This is a genomic window from Devosia sp. YIM 151766 (assembly GCF_030285925.1).
Taxonomy (GTDB): Bacteria; Pseudomonadota; Alphaproteobacteria; order Rhizobiales; family Devosiaceae; genus Devosia.
In genome coordinates, this window is the sequence record NZ_CP127251.1 from 3048955 (window position 1) to 3065936 (window position 16982).

At 63.7% G+C, this 16982-nt stretch carries 15 protein-coding genes; 6 read left to right on the forward strand and 9 right to left on the reverse strand.

What is annotated here, in order from left to right:
- Positions 1 to 4 precede the first annotated feature (4 nt).
- From O9Z70_RS14995 to O9Z70_RS15015, 5 genes are all read right to left on the reverse strand, one after another.
- The gene (locus tag O9Z70_RS14995) at positions 5 to 1165 is read right to left on the reverse strand and encodes an ABC transporter permease (RefSeq protein ID WP_286020243.1); all 1161 of its coding nucleotides are present in this window, start codon (positions 1163 to 1165) and stop codon (positions 5 to 7) included.
- The gene (locus O9Z70_RS15000; RefSeq protein ID WP_286020244.1) at positions 1162 to 2154 is read right to left on the reverse strand and encodes an ABC transporter permease; all 993 of its coding nucleotides are present in this window, start codon (positions 2152 to 2154) and stop codon (positions 1162 to 1164) included. Before O9Z70_RS15000 ends, O9Z70_RS14995 begins: the two co-directional genes overlap by 4 nt.
- A gap of 62 nt (positions 2155 to 2216) precedes the next feature.
- Positions 2217 to 4277, reverse strand: coding sequence for an ABC transporter substrate-binding protein (locus O9Z70_RS15005; protein ID WP_286020245.1), 2061 nt, complete (start codon positions 4275 to 4277; stop codon positions 2217 to 2219).
- A 31-nt stretch (positions 4278 to 4308) separates the two neighbouring features.
- Positions 4309 to 5676 carry an NAD-dependent succinate-semialdehyde dehydrogenase gene (locus O9Z70_RS15010; RefSeq protein ID WP_286020246.1) on the reverse strand — a complete coding sequence of 456 codons (1368 nt, stop codon included), beginning with the start codon at positions 5674 to 5676 and terminating at the stop codon, positions 4309 to 4311.
- A 250-nt stretch (positions 5677 to 5926) separates the two neighbouring features.
- Positions 5927 to 6703 carry a FadR/GntR family transcriptional regulator gene (locus tag O9Z70_RS15015; RefSeq protein ID WP_286020247.1) on the reverse strand — a complete coding sequence of 259 codons (777 nt, stop codon included), beginning with the start codon at positions 6701 to 6703 and terminating at the stop codon, positions 5927 to 5929.
- A 147-nt stretch (positions 6704 to 6850) separates the two neighbouring features.
- Here O9Z70_RS15015 and O9Z70_RS15020 point away from each other — a divergent pair, with 147 nt between their 5' ends.
- The gene (locus tag O9Z70_RS15020) at positions 6851 to 8248 is read left to right on the forward strand and encodes a M20/M25/M40 family metallo-hydrolase (RefSeq protein WP_286020248.1); all 1398 of its coding nucleotides are present in this window, start codon (positions 6851 to 6853) and stop codon (positions 8246 to 8248) included.
- 39 nt (positions 8249 to 8287) lie between these two features.
- Here the strand turns inward: O9Z70_RS15020 and deoD are convergent, their stop codons facing one another.
- On the reverse strand, positions 8288 to 9001 hold the full coding sequence (gene deoD / locus O9Z70_RS15025) for a purine-nucleoside phosphorylase (RefSeq protein WP_286020249.1): 714 nt from the start codon (positions 8999 to 9001) through the stop codon (positions 8288 to 8290).
- 130 nt (positions 9002 to 9131) lie between these two features.
- Between deoD and argC the strand changes: the two genes are divergently transcribed.
- The 3 genes from argC to O9Z70_RS15040 all read left to right on the forward strand — a co-directional run bounded on the left by argC (position 9132) and on the right by O9Z70_RS15040 (position 11551).
- A complete protein-coding gene (argC, locus tag O9Z70_RS15030; protein WP_286020250.1) occupies positions 9132 to 10085 on the forward strand; it encodes an N-acetyl-gamma-glutamyl-phosphate reductase in 954 nt (317 codons plus the stop codon).
- A gap of 98 nt (positions 10086 to 10183) precedes the next feature.
- Positions 10184 to 10789, forward strand: coding sequence for a 3-isopropylmalate dehydratase small subunit (gene leuD, locus O9Z70_RS15035; protein WP_286022027.1), 606 nt, complete (start codon positions 10184 to 10186; stop codon positions 10787 to 10789).
- A 120-nt stretch (positions 10790 to 10909) separates the two neighbouring features.
- Entirely contained in the window at positions 10910 to 11551 is a 642-nt protein-coding gene (locus O9Z70_RS15040; RefSeq protein WP_286020251.1) for a CPBP family intramembrane glutamic endopeptidase, read from the forward strand.
- 2 nt (positions 11552 to 11553) lie between these two features.
- Here the strand turns inward: O9Z70_RS15040 and O9Z70_RS15045 are convergent, their stop codons facing one another.
- A complete protein-coding gene (locus tag O9Z70_RS15045) occupies positions 11554 to 11937 on the reverse strand; it encodes a GreA/GreB family elongation factor (protein WP_286020252.1) in 384 nt (127 codons plus the stop codon).
- Between the two features lie 179 nt (positions 11938 to 12116).
- On the opposite strand from O9Z70_RS15045, the gene O9Z70_RS15050 reads away from it, so the two are divergent.
- Positions 12117 to 13382 carry a Glu/Leu/Phe/Val family dehydrogenase gene (locus tag O9Z70_RS15050; RefSeq protein ID WP_286020253.1) on the forward strand — a complete coding sequence of 422 codons (1266 nt, stop codon included), beginning with the start codon at positions 12117 to 12119 and terminating at the stop codon, positions 13380 to 13382.
- A 180-nt stretch (positions 13383 to 13562) separates the two neighbouring features.
- On the forward strand, positions 13563 to 14663 hold the full coding sequence (leuB, locus tag O9Z70_RS15055; protein WP_286020254.1) for a 3-isopropylmalate dehydrogenase: 1101 nt from the start codon (positions 13563 to 13565) through the stop codon (positions 14661 to 14663).
- A 101-nt stretch (positions 14664 to 14764) separates the two neighbouring features.
- Here the strand turns inward: leuB and rpsP are convergent, their stop codons facing one another.
- Both rpsP and ffh read right to left on the reverse strand, forming a co-directional pair.
- The gene (rpsP, locus tag O9Z70_RS15060) at positions 14765 to 15139 is read right to left on the reverse strand and encodes a 30S ribosomal protein S16 (protein WP_286020255.1); all 375 of its coding nucleotides are present in this window, start codon (positions 15137 to 15139) and stop codon (positions 14765 to 14767) included.
- A gap of 35 nt (positions 15140 to 15174) precedes the next feature.
- Positions 15175 to 16758, reverse strand: coding sequence for a signal recognition particle protein (gene ffh, locus O9Z70_RS15065; RefSeq protein WP_286020256.1), 1584 nt, complete (start codon positions 16756 to 16758; stop codon positions 15175 to 15177).
- Positions 16759 to 16982: the final 224 nt, after the last annotated feature.

Below are 16982 nucleotides of genomic sequence, written 5' to 3' on the forward strand. Positions count from 1 at the left end.
GGCGTCAGCCTCCATAGGGGTCAGCGGCGTCGCGCAAGCCGTCGCCAAAGAAATTGAAGGCGAGGATCACGACGATCACCGGGATGGCGGCACTGAGCAGCCAGGGTGCCAGCACCAGCGACTGGACGTTCTGCACGTCCTGCAGGAGGATGCCCCAACTGATGGCCGGCGGACGCAGGCCCAGCCCGAGAAAGCTCAGAGCCGTCTCGCTGATGATCATGGCCGGGAGCGCCAGCGTTACCGAGGCGATGAGATGGCTGACAAAGGATGGCAGGAGATGGCGGAAAATGATCCGCGTCCGGCTGGCCCCGGCCAATTCGGCCGCCAGCACGAAGTCCTCGCCGCGTAGCGACATGAACCGTCCACGCACCACCCGCGCCAGATCCGTCCATCCGATCAGCGAGATGATCACGGTGATGGCGAAATAGACCTGCATCGTGCTCCAGGTCGGCGGCAACGCCGCCGCAAGCCCCATCCACAGCGGTATGGTCGGTATGGAATGCAGGATTTCGATAGTGCGCTGGATGAAATTGTCGATGATCCCGCCGAACAGCCCCGATATGCCGCCGAGAACGACGCCGAGCACGAGACTGACGGCGACACCGGCCAATCCGATGAACAGCGATATGCGCGTCGCATGGGCCAGCCGCGACAGCAGGTCACGCCCGAGCTGGTCGGTCCCCAGAAGATAGATGCCGTCGGCGCTGTTGGCGGCGGCCGGCTCGGCCAGCCCGATCAGGTGCCGATTGGTCTCGAAAAGCCCGAACAGGTGATAGCTATAGCCCTCGGCAAACAGGCTCACGGGAATTTTCCGATCCGGGTCGGGCTCGTAGACGATACGGAAAGTGCGCAAGTCGCGCTTGCCCGACAGGCCATAGACATGGGGATTGAAGCCGCTTTCATCGAATAAATGGATCGCCTGCGGCGGGATGAAGCTCCGGGCGGAGGCCGTCGCGTGCGGATTGTTGATCGAGAGGAAGTCGGCAAAGATGGCGATCGTATAAAAGACGATGAGGACGATGCCTCCCGCCAATGCGAGCTTGTGCTTGCGAAAGCGCCACCAGGTGAGCTGGAGCTGCCCGGCTTGCGCGACGCGCGCCTCGATATCGCTCTGATCCGTCGAGATTATGGTGGACTGGGGTGCACCGACAGCGATCTGGCTCATTGTGTCACCTGGAAACGAATGCGTGGATCGAGCCACATCAACAAAAGGTCCGAAATGAAGGTGCCGATGACGGTCAGGACGCCGAGCAGAAGCACGATGGCGCCCGCCAGATACATGTCCTGGGCCACCAGTGCCCTGAGCAGGACCGGGCCCACAGTGGGCAGGCCGAGCACCAGCGCCACGATGATGCTGCCCGAGATCAGCTGAGGAAAGACATAGGCCATCGAACTCACGAAGGGATTGAGCGAGGCCCGGACCGGATATTTGACCAGCACGCGCATCGCCGTCAGCCCCTTGGCGCGGGCGGTGACGACATAGGGCTGACGCAATTCGTCCAGCAGGTTGGCGCGCATCAGGCGGATGAGCTGGGCCGTGCCCGCCATGGCCAGGATGAAGGCCGGCAGCACGAGATGCGCCAGCAGGTCGAGGACCTTGGCCAGGCTCCACGGCGCCTGTTCGTATTCGGGCGAGAACAGCCCGCCGACGCTGGTGCCGAAATAGCGGAAGCCGATATAGAGCATGATCAGCGCCAGCAGGAAATTGGGCACGGCCAGCCCGATAAATCCAAGGAAGGTGAAGATGTAGTCGCCGACCGAATATTTCCGCACGGCGGAATAGATGCCGACCGGAATGGCGATCAGCCAGGTGATGAGGAGCGCCGACACCGAAACGGCGAGCGTCAGCCACAGGCGGTCCGACAGGATGTCCCAGACCGGGCGCCGCCATTCCATCGAATAGCCGAAATTGCCCACGAGGATTTTGCCGATCCATTTTACGTATTGGATGAAGATCGGATCATCGAGCCCGAATTCCCGCCGCAGATTCTCGGCCTCGGCCGCCGATACGGCGCTGCCGCTGGCCGCCAGCTGCGCGATATAGGCATCGGCGAAATCTCCGGGCGGCAGCTGGATGATCACGAAGGTGATGATGGTGATAAAAAAGATCGTGACGGCTGCCATCAGCAATCTATGGGCAATGTAGCGCAGCATCGCGTGCCTTTCTCAGCAGCTGGCAGGACGGGCGCCGAGCGCCCGCCCCGAAGTTCAAGAGATCAGCGGAAGAAGAATTGCTGCGGATAGGCCGCCGACGGCGTGCGGCACTGATTGGCCACGCAGCTGCGCTCGGGCGTATTGCCCAGCTTGTTGCTGACGACACGCGTTCCGAAACTGCCCGGCGATACGCCCACGGCACCGATGGACCATTGCTGATCGACAACGATCTTCCAGATTTCCTGGGCCAGCCGGTTGCGCTCTTCCTCGCCCACTGATGGCGCCTGACGGAACAGATCAAAAACCTCGATCATGTAAGGGTCTTCGGGCGCCACGCCCTGTTCGCCGCCCGAGACGTACCAGCGGGCGAATTCAGGCCCGTTATTGGACTGGCTGGGATCGATGGGCACGACATAATGCGGAACCAGGAACAGTTTCTCGGATCCCGAATTGCTGAACGGGAAGATCTGCAATTCATTATTGAGCAGGCGCGTAAAGGCCAGGGACCTCTCGGTTTCCCGCACGTCGAGCGCAATACCGATATCCTTCCACTGCTGCGCCACCATTTCGAGCTGCTGCGGATAGGGCTGCAGGGACTGCACGGCGGCGGCCTGCAGGACCAGGCGCTGGCCATTATCGGTGCGCACGCGATATCCTTCGTCATCGCGCTGGTCGAGACCGATCGCATCGAGCATGCGATTGGCTTCGTCGGGCTGATAGGTCGACCATTTCGTGCGCCATTCCGGTCCGGGGTTTTCCGGCGATTCGTCGGCGACCACCGGCGAGCCGGATGTGCCCAAGCCGATCCAGAACGTTTCGTTGAGCTGCTCGCGATCGATGCCCAGCGACAGCGCCCGGCGGAAATCGACATTGCGCAGCCACTTGCCGATTTCCTCGTCCGCCGTGTAGCTCATATTCATGTGCAGAACGAGATCGGCGCCATAGGTCGCCAGGTCGATATGGACGGTGTAGTCGCCACGCTCCTGGTTCTCGAGCAGGACCGGCAGCTTGGCCAATTGCAGGTGCCGCTGCTGATAATCATATTCGCCGGCAATGGCTCGCAGATTGACCACTTCGAGGTCTTCGGCGAGACCGAAATTCACCCGGTCGATATAGGGCAATTGATTACCCTCGGTGTCGACCATCCAGTAATAGGGATTGCGCTCCAGAACCCAGTTCGACGTGTTGATGGGCTGCACGGTCTTCCACGGGCCCAGCACCGGCAATTCGGTGTTGAGGCGCCAATCCTTGAGGAAGTGGAAATACTGCACCCAGTTCTCGTATCCCGCCGCCTGGGCGGTTTGTTCGACCTCCTCGAGCGGCGTGTAATCGGGATGGAACTGCTTGAGATAGGCTGCCGGGGCATAGGGGCCGAGACTGCGGCCGCTATTCTGGCCCCAGGTCTGGCCGCCCACATTACCCTGCGCCGCGAACTGCTCGACCAGAAGGAAATTGGGGCCGTCGAATTCGAAGCGGACGGTATAATCGTCGACCTTGACCACCCGGCCTTCCGACCCGGCGACCTGCAATTCCTGGATGCGGGGTCCGCCGATATCGCTGTTCTTGTAGACGTCTTCATACCAGAAGACGAAATCGTCGGCGGTAAAGGGATCGCCGTTCGACCATTTCATGCCTTCGCGCAGATGCAGCGTCGTCTGGAACCCATCCTCACTGATTTCCCAGTCGCGCGCCACGCTGGGCTTGAGCGTGGATCCCGAATAATCCCAGGTGAGGACACGGTCCGATGCCATGACGCGGTTACCCGCCTCGCTGTCGCCCGGGCCGGTAAAGGCCGTGCGCCAGGTGCCGCCATATTGACCGATTTCCTCAAGCGTCTGCAGCACCAGCGGCTGGCTTGGGAGACGCTCGGCCACCGGGGGAAGCTCGCCCGCCGCCACCAGATCCGCAAGCTCGGGCGCCTCGCCAAAACCGTTGGAGAACGCGATTTCCTCGGCGTACACCTCGGCGCCCTCGAGCTGGCCGATCAGTGACGACCCTTCAAGGGCCCCCTGCGCGAAGACGGCCTGGCCGCTCATGGCCAGCATGGCGGCTAGAGCCACTCCCGAAAGCCTGTGCATGGATGCCCGGCGCAGGGCACCGTAGCCTTGCTTTATTACGATCATCGAACTTGTCCTCCCTCGATCGTTTCGAAAACTATTCGCCCCCGACCCACACGGTCTTGACGTTGACGAATTCCCTGAGGCCGTAGCTACCCAGCTCGCGGCCATAGCCGGATTTCTTGATGCCGCCGAACGGCAGATGCGGGTGCGACGCAACAATGGCGTTGATAAAGACCGCTCCGGCCTCGATGCGCGGAACCACGGCCCGGGCCCGTTCCGTGTCGGCGGTCCAGATGGCCGCGCCCAATCCGTATTCGGAGCGGTTGGCCAGGGCGATCGCGTGCTCGCGATCGTCGGCGCGAATGATCGCGGCAACCGGACCGAACAATTCCTCGTCGAATGCCGGCATGCCCGGGGCGACCTGGTCGAGCACGGTCGGCGCATAGAAGCTGCCCGCGCCGTCGATGGGCCGTCCGCCGAGCCGGGCGACCGCGCCGCGCTCGACGCTTTTTTGCACCTGGGCGTGCAATTCCGCCCGCAGGTTATCCCGCGCCATCGGCCCGATGCTGACGCCGTCATCCATCGGATCGCCAACCTTGAGGCGCTCGACCTCGGCGCAGAACGCATCGGCAAAGGCATCGGCAACCGAGGCTTCGACGATGAACCGCTTGGCGTTGACGCAGCTCTGGCCGTTATTGATGAAGCGCGATCGCACGCCCGCCGCCGCCGCCTTGGCGATATCGGCATCGGCAAGCACGATGAACGGATCCGATCCGCCCAGTTCCAGCACCTGCTTTTTCAGCGCCGCGCCGGCCTGCGCCGCGACCACCGCGCCGACAGCGGTGGAGCCCGTCAGCGTTATCGCGGCGATACGGTCGTCGGCGATGATCGCACCCACGGGATCGGGACCGATCATCAGCACCCCGGCAAGCCCCTCGGGCACCTGCGCCTCGCGCAGGACATCGGCGATCAGCAGCGCACATTCGGGAACATTGCTGGCATGTTTGAGCACGACGCCATTGCCCGCCATCAGCGCCGGGGCAAAGAAGCGGAAAAACTGCCACAGGGGATAGTTCCACGGCATGATGGCAAAGACCACGCCGAGCGGATCGAAGGTTGCCGCGCTATAGGCGGCCTCGGTGGCGATCGGTTCAGGCGCCAGAAAGTCCGGGCCCTTCTCCGCATAGAACGTGCAGCACCAGGCGCATTTCTCGACCTCGGCAAGGGCTTCCGCATAGGGTTTGCCCATTTCTTCGGTGACGACCCGCGCCAGGACATCCGCCCGCGATCTCAGCGCCGCGGCGATTGCCCTCAACAGCGCGGACCGATCGGCAAGCGCTGTTTCCCGCCAGGCAAGCTGGGCATTTCGCGCCGCGTCCAGCGCCGCATCAACGTCTTCCTGCGTGTGTTCGGGGAATCGATTCCGTAGCGCCCCGGTCGCAGGATTGATCGATAACAACATTCAGCGGTTCCATATCTTGAACGAACATCAGTGTATGGAACGAACGTAAAAAATGTCAACGGACAAAATTCGACCTGCCCTCGTCTGGTCCCGAACGCCGCACGCCGACCTGCGCGCGGCCGGGCGCGCGCCGGCGCCGGTCACGAAATCATGCGTGTATTTGGTGGATAGATTGGTGCCTTGACGATCCTGGGCGAAGCCATGGCGGCGCGCCTGCTATCGCCCTCAGGCAATGCCCGCTATCGGGGCTTCAGGCCGCGGAGCCGCCGTCTTCCATGCGCCCGGCGGCCCGTTCGAATCCCTGGGAAATGGCGTCGCGCATGGCCGCGCGGGCGGCGGCGGGATCGCGGTCGCGAATGGCTTCGGCGATGCGCCGGTGCACATTCACCGTCTCGGCCAGGGCGGCGGAATTGTTGACCGGCGAGGAAATGGTGAAGGCCGCCGTCAGCGCCATTTCCACCAGGGCGCTGATCGAGGCCATGAACGGATTGCCCGAGGCCTCGGCCACCGCCCGGTGGAATTCGAGATCGTAGCGGGCGAAATCGGCCGGGGTTTTGGCGCCGGCCATCTTGTTCACCCACTCGCTCAGAATGGCGGCCTGGTCCGGCTCCGCCCGTTCCGCCGCCAAGGCCGCGGCCTCGATCTCGATGCCGATCCGGACCTCGGCGAGGCTGCGCAGGAAGGCGATGTCCGGGCCCAGCTCGAAATGCCAGGCCAGCACGTCGGCATCGAAGAGATTCCAGCGCCCGCGCGGCAATACCCTGGTGCCGATCCGCGCCCGTGCCTCGATCAATCCCTTGGCGGCCAGGGTCTTCAGCGCCTCGCGCAGCACCGTGCGCGACACGCCGAACCGGTCCAGCAATTCGCTGTCGGGCGGCAATATGCTGCCCTGCGGATACTGTCCCGAAACGATGGCGAAACCCATTTCCCACAACACGTCGGAATGCAGGTTCCGCGCCGGATTGCGGCCGGAAAGCGTGGCGATGAGGTCGCCGGAATTGCGCGCGCGTCCGCTGGACCTGTCCATCTCGACTCTTCTTTCTCGACCGGACCCGAGCTAATCACAGGCCCATAAGTATGACAATAAGACCCGGCTGACGGGCTGGACAGGCCGCACTCGGCCGCGCCATTGTGCTGGCCGCAAATTCGGTTTCAACGACAGGACAATTGGACCATGACCAGCCCGCAAACCATCGACAAAGTACTCGAAAGTGTCGATTCGGGGCTGGATCAGAGCCTTGAACGGCTTTTCGCCCTCTTGCGCATCAAGTCGATTTCCACCGATCCGGCCTATGCCGCCGAATGTCGCAAGGCCGCCGACTGGCTTGCCGCCGAACTCGGCGAGCTTGGTTTCACCGCCGCCTCGCGCCCTACGCCCGGCCATCCCGTCGTCGTCGCCCATGGCCCCGAACAGGCCGGCCCGCACGTGCTGTTCTACGCCCATTATGACGTGCAGCCGGTCGATCCGCTCGCGCTCTGGCACACCGATCCCTTCGCGCCGGTAATCCAGGAGCGGGACGGCCGCAAGATCATCGTGGCGCGCGGCGCCTCCGACGACAAGGGCCAGATGCTCACCTTCATCGAAGCCTGCCGCGCCTGGAAGGCGGCCACCGGCGCGCTGCCGCTGCGCATCTCGCTGCTGCTGGAAGGCGAGGAGGAAAGCGGCGGCAAGAACCTGCCGCCCTTCATGCGCGACCATGCCGAGGAACTGCAGGCCGATATCGCCCTGGTTTGCGACACCGACATGTGGGATCGCCAGACGCCGTCCATCACCACCATGCTGCGCGGCCTCGTCGCCGACGAGGTGGAAATCATCGCTGCCGACAAGGACCTGCATTCGGGCATGTTCGGCAATGCCGCGCGCAATCCCAATCAGGTGCTGGCCGAGATCATTGCCAGCCTGCGCGCCCCGGACGGCTCGGTCACCCTGCCCGGCTTCTATGACGATGTTGCCGAGATTTCGCCCGAGCTGAAAGCCCAATGGGCCGGGCTCGGCTTCGACGAGAAGAGCTTTCTGGGCAATGTGAACCTGTCCGTCGCCGCCGGCGAACAGGGCCGCTCGGTGCTCGAACAGCTCTGGGCCCGCCCGACCTGCGAAATCAACGGCATGAGCGGCGGCTATATCGGCGACGGCTTCAAGACCGTCATCCCCGCCCGGGCCAGCGCCAAGATATCCTTCCGCCTCGTCTCAGGGCAGGACCCGGACAAGATCCGCGCCGCGTTCCGCGCCCATGTCGAGAGCCTGCTGCCGGCCGATTGCACGGTGAAGTTCACCCCCCATGGCGGCTCGCCGGCCATCACCGTTCCCGCCGATGGCGATTTCCTGCGCCAGGCGCTGTCCGGGCTCACCGATGAATGGGGCAAGCAGGCGGTGATCACCGGTTCGGGCGGCTCGATCCCGGTAGTGGGCGAGTTCAAGTCGATCCTCGGCCTCGATACGCTGCTGATCGGCTTCGCCCAGGTCGACGACCAGATTCACTCGCCCAATGAAAAATACGACCTGGACAGCTTCCACCGCGGCATCCGCTCCTGGGTGCGGGTGCTGGGAGCCCTGAGCCGCGCCGCCGGCTGATCCGGCGGAGCGAATCCGGGCGGGCCCCTGAATGGCGCCTTACGCCTCCACTGCCACGTCGAGCGCCAGTTCCACCATGTCGGTGAGCGAGGTCTGGCGGTCCTCGGCGCTGATTTCCTCCTGGGTGATCAGGCAATCGGTCATGGTGCAGATGGTGAGCGCCCGCACGTCGAACCGGGCGGCCAGCGTATAGAGCGCCGCCGCCTCCATCTCGACGCCGATCACCCCGTGATCGGGCAGCTGGCCGTAACCCTCGAAGCCATCGGCGTGATAGAAGATGTCCGAGGACAGCATATTGCCGGCATGGAATTTGAGCCCCTTGGCATCGGCCTTGTCCGCCGCTGCCCGCAACAGGCCGAAATCGGCGATCGGAGCGAAATTATAGGGGCCGAACCGGCCCCTGACGATGGCCGAATCGGTCGTCGCTCCCAGCGCCAGCACCACGTCGCGCACTTTCACCTTGGCATTGAGCCCGCCACAGGTGCCGACGCGGATCAGCGTCTTGGCGCCATAGACATTGATCAATTCGTGCACATAGATCGACAAGGATGGCTGGCCCATGCCCGAGGCCTGCACCGAGACCGGCCGGCCCTTCCACTTGCCGGTAAAGCCCAGGCAATTGCGCACCGAATTGACCTGCCTGGCATCCTCGAAAAAGGTCTCGGCGATCCATTTGGCGCGCAGCGGGTCGCCCGGCAGCAGCACGGCTTCGGCATAATCGCCCGGCTTGGCATGGTTGTGCGGGGTGGTCATGGCGCTCTTTCCTTCCTGTCCATCTGCTCAAATCAATGCCACCCTGCCATGGCAAAGACAATCCTGGCCCCGGCGCTTGACGGAAGCGGCCGCCGGGGCCATCTACGCCTGCAGCCAAGGAGGCATGGACATGGTCGCAAGGATTTTCATCGATGGCGAAGCCGGCACGACGGGGCTGCAGATTCGCGAGCGCCTGGCCGGCCGCCGCGACCTCGAAGTCCTGTCCATCGCCCCTGACAAGCGCAAGGATGAGGACGAGCGCCGCCGCCTGCTCAACGAAGCCGATATCGCCATCCTCTGCCTGCCCGACGAGGCGGCGAAGGAAAGCGTGCGGCTGATCGAGAATGATACCACCCGCGTCATCGATGCGTCCTCGGCCCATCGCGTCGCCGCCGGCTGGACCTATGGCTTTGCCGAAATGGCGGCCGACCAGAGCGATGCCATCGCCGCTTCGCGCTATGTCGCCAATCCCGGCTGCTGGCCCCAGGGCCTGATCGCCTCGATCCGCCCGCTGATCGAGGCGCGGCTGCTGCCCGGCGATTATCCGCTCTCCTATCACGGCATCAGCGGCTATTCCGGCGGCGGTCGCCAGATGATCGAGGATTATGAAGCCCAGGGCACGACGGCGAGCCAGTTCATGCCCTATAGCCTGGCCTTCCAGCACAAGCACCTGCCGGAAATGCAGGTCTATTCCGGGCTCAATCGCGCCCCGCTCTTCGAGCCGGTGGTCGGCAATTTCGCCCAGGGCATGACCAATTCGGTGCCGCTGCATCTCGACATGGTCGCCCAAATGCCTTCGGGCAAGGCTCTCCACGCCGCCCTGGCCGACCATTACGCCGCCATTGCCGACAGCTTTGTCCGCGTCGCGCCCTATCAGGCCGGGCTGGGCAAGGACGCCGCCCTCGATCCGCAGACCCATAACGGCACCAATACGCTGACCCTGCATGTCTTCGCCAATGACGACGCCGCTCAGGCCGTCATCGTCTCGATCTATGACAATCTGGGCAAGGGCGCGGCGGGAGCCGCGGTGCAGAACCTCAATATCATGCTGGGGGTCGGGGCCGGGGAAAGCCTGGAGGCGTAATCGCCGGGCCGGACCGCCGAACGCTTCGGTACGGTTCGGCCTTGACCCAAAGCCCGGTTCTGCGTCATGACCATCCCAATAGCGAGGTCCAGAGCCCCATGGAAAAATTCACCACCCTCACCGGTGTCGCGGCGCCCCTGCCGATCATCAATATCGACACCGACATGATCATCCCCAAGCAATATCTGAAGACCATCAAGCGCACCGGTCTGGGCACCGCCCTGTTCTCGGAAATGCGCTATGACGAGGACGGCGCGGAAAATCCCGAATTCGTGCTCAACAAGCCGGCCTATCGCGACGCCAGGATCATCATTGCCGGCGACAATTTCGGCTGCGGCTCCTCGCGTGAACATGCGCCCTGGGCTCTGCTGGATTTCGGCATCCGCTGCGTGATCTCCACCAGCTTCGCCGATATTTTCTATAATAATTGCTTCAAGAACGGCATCCTGCCCATCGTGGTGACCCCCGAGCAATTGAAGCTGCTGCTCGACGACGCCGAGCGCGGCTCCAACGCCACGCTGAGCGTCGATCTCGAAGCCCAGACCATTCGCGGGCCCGATGGCGGCACCTTGCATTTCGACATCGACCCGTCCCGCAAGCAGATCCTGCTCGAAGGCCTCGACGACATCGCCGGCACGCTGAAATCGGACCCCTCCATCTCCGCCTTCGAAGGCAGGATGGCTTCCGAACGGCCCTGGCTCTAGAGCGTCGTGCCGAAAAGTGGCATCCGGTTTTTGGCAAGAACGATGCGACACCAAGAAGATGGAGCGGCACTTTCATAGGGCGTGCGCCGCTTTGGCCCGCCCCGCACATGTGTCCGGGCGATGAATGGCAAACAGCTCGCCCTGCTCGTGCATGCAGCACTCCTGATCGGAGTGCTGCTTTGGCTCGTGCCGGCGCTGACCCAATGGGATTCGCGCGCCGGCTATCTCTTCTCGCTGACCTTCTACTGGCTGTTCTTCTGCCTGCCGGTGATCGGGCTCCACGCGCTGCCCGGCAATGACGGCCGCCTGTTCTCCGAAAAGCTGCCCTGGCGCGATTGGTGGCTCATTCCCCTGCTGCTGGCCCAGATCGGGCTGATCGCCATCGTCGCCTTCGCGCCCAATACCGCCATATTGACCAATGGCGGTATGTGGCTGGCCATTCTCATTGCCACGATCAACGGCCCGCTGGAGGAGATGGCCTGGCGCGGCGGCTTCCTCGCCACCTTCCGCGCCTGGCCGCGGCTGGGCTTATGGCTCGGCTGGGCGCTGTTCAGCCTCTGGCACGTGCCGCTGGCGCTGAGCCATGGCGTCGTCTTCGATGGCGGGGCGGCCGCCCTGATCGGCGGCGCGGCGCTGCTGGGGCTGTTATGGAGCTGGATCGCCTGGCGCACCGGTTCGGTGTTTTATGTGAGCATTGCTCACACCCTCACCAATCTCTTCACCTTCTGGGTCCTGTTCGACCGCAACGGCTTCGCCGCCTGACGCTACCAGCCGTAATCGACCACCGTCAGCGTGCGGATCTTGCCCTGGTCCAGCCATTCGATACTGGCCTTGCGGCGCATGCCAATCAGGGCCGCACCGACCGGCCCGAGGATCGGCACATTGCCGCGTTCCCCGAACGGCCGGTTGGGATAGCTCAAGACCCCCAGCCGCGCCCGCGGCTCGTCGTCCAGCCGGAACAGCACCCGCTGTCCCATCGACACGCCCGCCTTCTCCCAGGGATTGCAGACTTCGGCGCGGTGCAGCTCCCGTTCGAGATAGGCCGACACATAGGGCATGGCGCTGGCCGACCGCTCCGCCAGCAGCAGCACGCGATTGTAATCGTCGGAATTGATGAGAATCGCAGGCAGCGGCAGGGAGGAAAACACTGAACACCAAGGAACGAGCGGGTTGTCATATTCCTATGCCATTGTGCCCAGTCAATGGGCAGAGAAGAATTTTTCAGCCCAACATGCGTCAGGTTTATTGACCTAACCCCCTCGCCATGGCAGGTGTGTGCCGCATTTTTATGCGTTTCGCATAATTCCCCCGTCCTTGAGGGTTAACCATGTCCGACGACACCCTGCTCGACCGTGCGCTCATTCGCCTGGAAGAAGCCGCCAATCATCTCCAGATCGATCCGGACGTAACCGAAAAGCTCAAATATCCGCGCGAGACCACCAAGACGCGCCTGCTCATCCGCATGGACGATGGCTCGCGCAAATCGTTCCTGGCCTGGCGCTGCCGCTATGACGATACCCGTGGCCCCACCAAGGGCGGCATCCGCTTTCATCCCGACAGCAATATCGAAGAAGTCGAGACGCTGGCCTTCTGGATGACCTTCAAATGCGCGGTGATGAACCTGCCCTATGGGGGCGGCAAGGGCGCCATCCGCGTCAACCCGCATGAATTGTCCAAGTCGGAACTGGAGCGGCTGTCGCGCGCCTATGTGCAGGCCTTCGCCAATATCATGGGGCCCGACCGCGATATCCCGGCGCCCGACGTCTATACCAATGCCATGATCATGGGCTGGATGGCCGACGAATATAACCAGATCACCGGCCAGGTTTCCCCCGCCGTCATCACCGGCAAGCCTATCGCCCTGGGCGGCTCGCTCGGCCGCAACGACGCCACGGCGCGCGGCGGCTTCTACCTCGTGCGCCACCTGGCCGCCGAACTGGGCCTGGACAAGGACCACACCGTCGCCATTCAGGGCTTCGGCAATGCCGGCCAATATTATGCCCGGCTCAGCGCCGCCGATGGCAATGTGGTCGTGGCGGTCTCCGATTCGGCCGGCGCCATCTATCGCCCCGGCGGGCTCGACGTCGAAAAACTGATCAAGGGCAAGAATGCCGGCCGCCGCGTCGCCGACATGGCCGCCGAGCAGGGCGCCCATGTCATTTCGGCCGACGATCTGCTGGCCATCGAGGCCGACCTGCTGGTGCCCGCCGCCCTGGAAGACATGATCACCAAGGACAATGCCGGCACCATCAAGGCCAAGGTCCTGCTCGAACTGGCCAATGGCCCGATCACCCCCGATGCCGACCAGATCCTGAACGACAAGGGCGTCGTGGTCCTGCCCGACATCCTGGCCAATGCCGGCGGCGTCACCGTGTCCTATTTCGAATGGGTGCAGAACCGTCAGGGCTATTATTGGGACCTGGAAGAAATCCAGGCGCGCCTGCTCAAGATGATGGAGCGCGAAGGGCGCGCCGTCTGGGACATCGCCAAGACCCGCAATGTTTCGGCCCGTTCCGCCGCCTATATCCATGCCCTGGGCCGCCTCGCCACCGCCATCGAAGCCCACGGCACCCAGCCGTTCTTCGCCGGTTGAAACGGATAGCCCGTTTTGGGCTCCCCTGCGGCTAAGGAAAGCGCCCGTTATGGGCGCCTTCTTTTTTGTGCCGCCCCTATCGGTCCCGGCGGAGCACGGCTTGCGCGGCATGGGCAAAAAGCGCTAACTGCGCCGCATTGAGGTGTACCCACCAGTACGGCGAGGAGTTTTTAGACGATCATGGCCACCCATTCCCTTTTCCTTCTGCCCGGCGACGGCATCGGCACCGAGATCATGGTCGAGGTGGAAAAGCTCATTGCCTGGACCAATGCCGAGGGCCTGACGGACTTTTCGCTGGATCGCGGCCTGGCCGGCGGCGCCGCCTATGACGCCCATCAGCTGGCGATCACCGACGAGGACGTCGCCAAGGCCAAGGCCGCCGATGCGGTGATCTTCGGCGCCGTCGGCGGCCCCAAATGGGACCAGGTGCCCTATGAGCAGCGCCCGGAAGCCGCGCTGCTGCGCCTGCGCCAGGAACTGGCGGTCTTCGCCAATCTGCGCCCCGCCATCTGCTATCCGGCCTTGGCCGAAGCCTCCTCGCTCAAGCGGGAATTGGTGGAAGACCTCGATATCCTCATCGTGCGCGAATTGACCGGCGGCGTCTATTTCGGCGAGCCCAAGACCATCACCGATCTCGGCTCCGGCCAGAAGCGCGCCATCGACACCCAGGTCTATGAGACCTATGAGATCGACCGCATCGCCCGCGTCGCCTTCGACCTCGCCCGTACCCGCAGCGGCAAGGTGCATTCGGCCGACAAGAAGAACGTCATGAAGTCCGGCGTGCTCTGGGACGAAGTGGTCAGGACTGTTGCCCAGGATTATGCCGATATCGAGCTGCACCATATCCTGGCCGACAACGCCGCCATGCAATTGGTGCGCAATCCCAAGCAGTTCGACGTCATGGTCACCGACAATCTGTTCGGCGACATTCTCTCCGACGTCGCCGCCATGCTCACCGGCTCGCTGGGCATGCTGCCCTCCGCCTCGCTCGGCGCCCCCGATCCGGCGACCGGCAAGCGCAAGGCCTTCTACGAGCCCGTTCACGGCTCGGCTCCCGACATTGCCGGCCAGGGCATCGCCAATCCCATCGCCATGATCGCCTCCTTCGCCATGGCGCTGCGCTATTCGTTCAACATGATCGAATTGGCCGGCAAGGTGGAAGGCGCCATCTCCGCCGTGCTCAGCGACGGATTGCGCACCGGCGACATCGCCCAGGACAATCGCAAGACCATCGGCACCGAGGAAATGGGCGCCGCCATCCTCGCTAAGCTGAAGCAGTAAGAGCCCCTGAGACCTCACGGTGAGCCCGTCGAACCATGAGCCCGCCCAACAAAAAGCCCCGGTCTTGCGACCGGGGCTTTTTCAATTCACCAGAACCGGAATTATTCGGCGGCTTCTTCCTCGGCCGGCGCATTGGCAGCGGCGTCCTTGGCGGCCTTTTCTTCAGCGCGCGCCTTGGCCTTCTCGCCCGGCTCGCCCTTGTTGGGATTGTTGCGGGCATCACGCTTGGCAAGACCGGCGGCGTCGAGGAAACGCAGCACGCGGTCGGTCGGCACGGCGCCGACGGAGAGCCAGTGCTGGGCGCGCTCATTGTTGAGCACGATGCGGTTTTCCGCATCCTTGGCCAGCAGCGGGTTGAAGGTGCCGAGCTTTTCGATGAAGCGACCATCGCGCGGCGACCGGGCATCGGCGATGACGATATGGTAGAAGGGGCGCTTCTTGGTGCCGGCGCGGGCAAGGCGGATCTTGAGAGCCATTGTTCAGTCCTGTCAGTTCAAGTCGGTTAAAAGAGCTATTTCTTCTTGCCCAGGCCGGGAAGGCCGGGGAAACGGGGCGCTCCGCCGAGCCCGGGCAAGGCCGGACCGCCGGAGGATTTGAGCAGCGCGTTGACGTCGCTGGGCAGCGCCTTCTGCTGCGGCGGATCGGCGGCAGGCAGGCCCTTGAGCTGCTCGGGATTGATCCCGGCCTGGCGCGCCATCTGTTCGAGCTGGGCCGGGTCCATCTTGGAAAGATCGGGCATGCCGCCCAGCATCCCGCCCATCTTGCCGCCGAACATGCCCCCAAGCGCGCCCATGCCGCCCCGGGAGACCTTCTTCATCATATCCGCCATCTGGCGGTGCTGCTTGGCAAGCTTGTTGATGTCCGAGACCTCGACGCCGGCGCCGGCCGCGATGCGCTTGCGGCGGGAGGCATTGAGCAGGTCGGGATTTTCCCGCTCCTTGCGGGTCATTGAATTGATGATGGCGATCTGCCGGTCGAAGACTTTTTCATCGACATTGGCGCCGGCCATGGCTTTCTTGAGCTGGCCCGCTCCCGGCAGCATACCCATGAGGCCGCCCATGCCGCCCATCTTCTTCATTTGCTGCAATTGGCCGCGCAAATCCTCGAAGTCGAAGACGCCCTTTTTGAGCTTCTTGGCCATCTTGGCGGCGTCTTCGGCGGTGACATGTTCCGCCGCTTTCTCGACCAGCGAGACGATATCGCCCATGCCCAGAATGCGGTCGGCGATGCGCGCCGGATGGAAATCCTCCAGCGCATCCATCTTTTCGCCGACACCGATCAGCTTGATCGGCTTGCCGGTGGCGGCGCGCATCGACAAAGCCGCACCGCCGCGCCCGTCACCGTCGACGCGGGTCATGACGATGCCGGTAATGTCGAGGCGCCCGTCGAAGCTCCGGGCGACATTGATGGCGTCCTGGCCGGTCAGCGCATCGACCACCAGCAGGATTTCGTGCGGGCGGGCGACCTCGCGGATGGCGACCGTTTCGGCCATCAGCTCTTCATCGATATGGGTGCGGCCGGCCGTGTCGAGGATGAGGACGTCATAGCCGCCCAGGCGACCTTCGCGCTCGGCGCGGCGGGCAATCTCGACCGGATTTTCGGTGGCGACGATGGGCAGCGTATCGACGCCCACCTGCTCGCCCAAAACCCGCAATTGCTCCATCGCCGCCGGGCGGCGCGTATCGAGCGAGGCCAGCAGCACCTTTTTCTTCTGCCGGTCCTTGAGGCGCTTGGCGATCTTGGCGCTGGTCGTGGTCTTGCCCGAGCCCTGCAGGCCCACCATCAGCAAGGCGACCGGCGCCGGCGCATTGAGATCGATACTGACCGCATCGGAACCCAGTACGGCGACCAGTTCGTCATTGACGATCTTGACCACCTGCTGGCCCGGCGTCACCGAGCGGGTAACCTCGGCGCCCACGGCGCGGGCGCGCACCTGCTCGACAAAGGCGCGGACCACTTCGAGCGACACGTCGGCCTCGATCAGCGCCCGGCGGATTTCGCGCATGGCCGCATCGACATCGGCGGCGTTCAGCGCGCCGCGTCCGCGAAGCCCATCGAAAATCTTGCCAAGCCGGTCGGAAAGGCTCTCAAACATCTATCGGTCCATCCTTCGTCTGCCGGAAAAGGTCCCGGAGAGATAGGGTGCAGCAAGCCAAACACCAAACCCACCCGCGGGCGCAACGCGCTGGCGGGTGTTGACCTCCGGGATCGTCTGACTACCCTTGCGGGGTCCCGGTCGGCGGCTCAGGAACATGAAGCTCGATGAACGGGCTGGCTCTAAGGGAAAGTCCCGCCGGAGTCAAGGACAGGCCAGGCGTT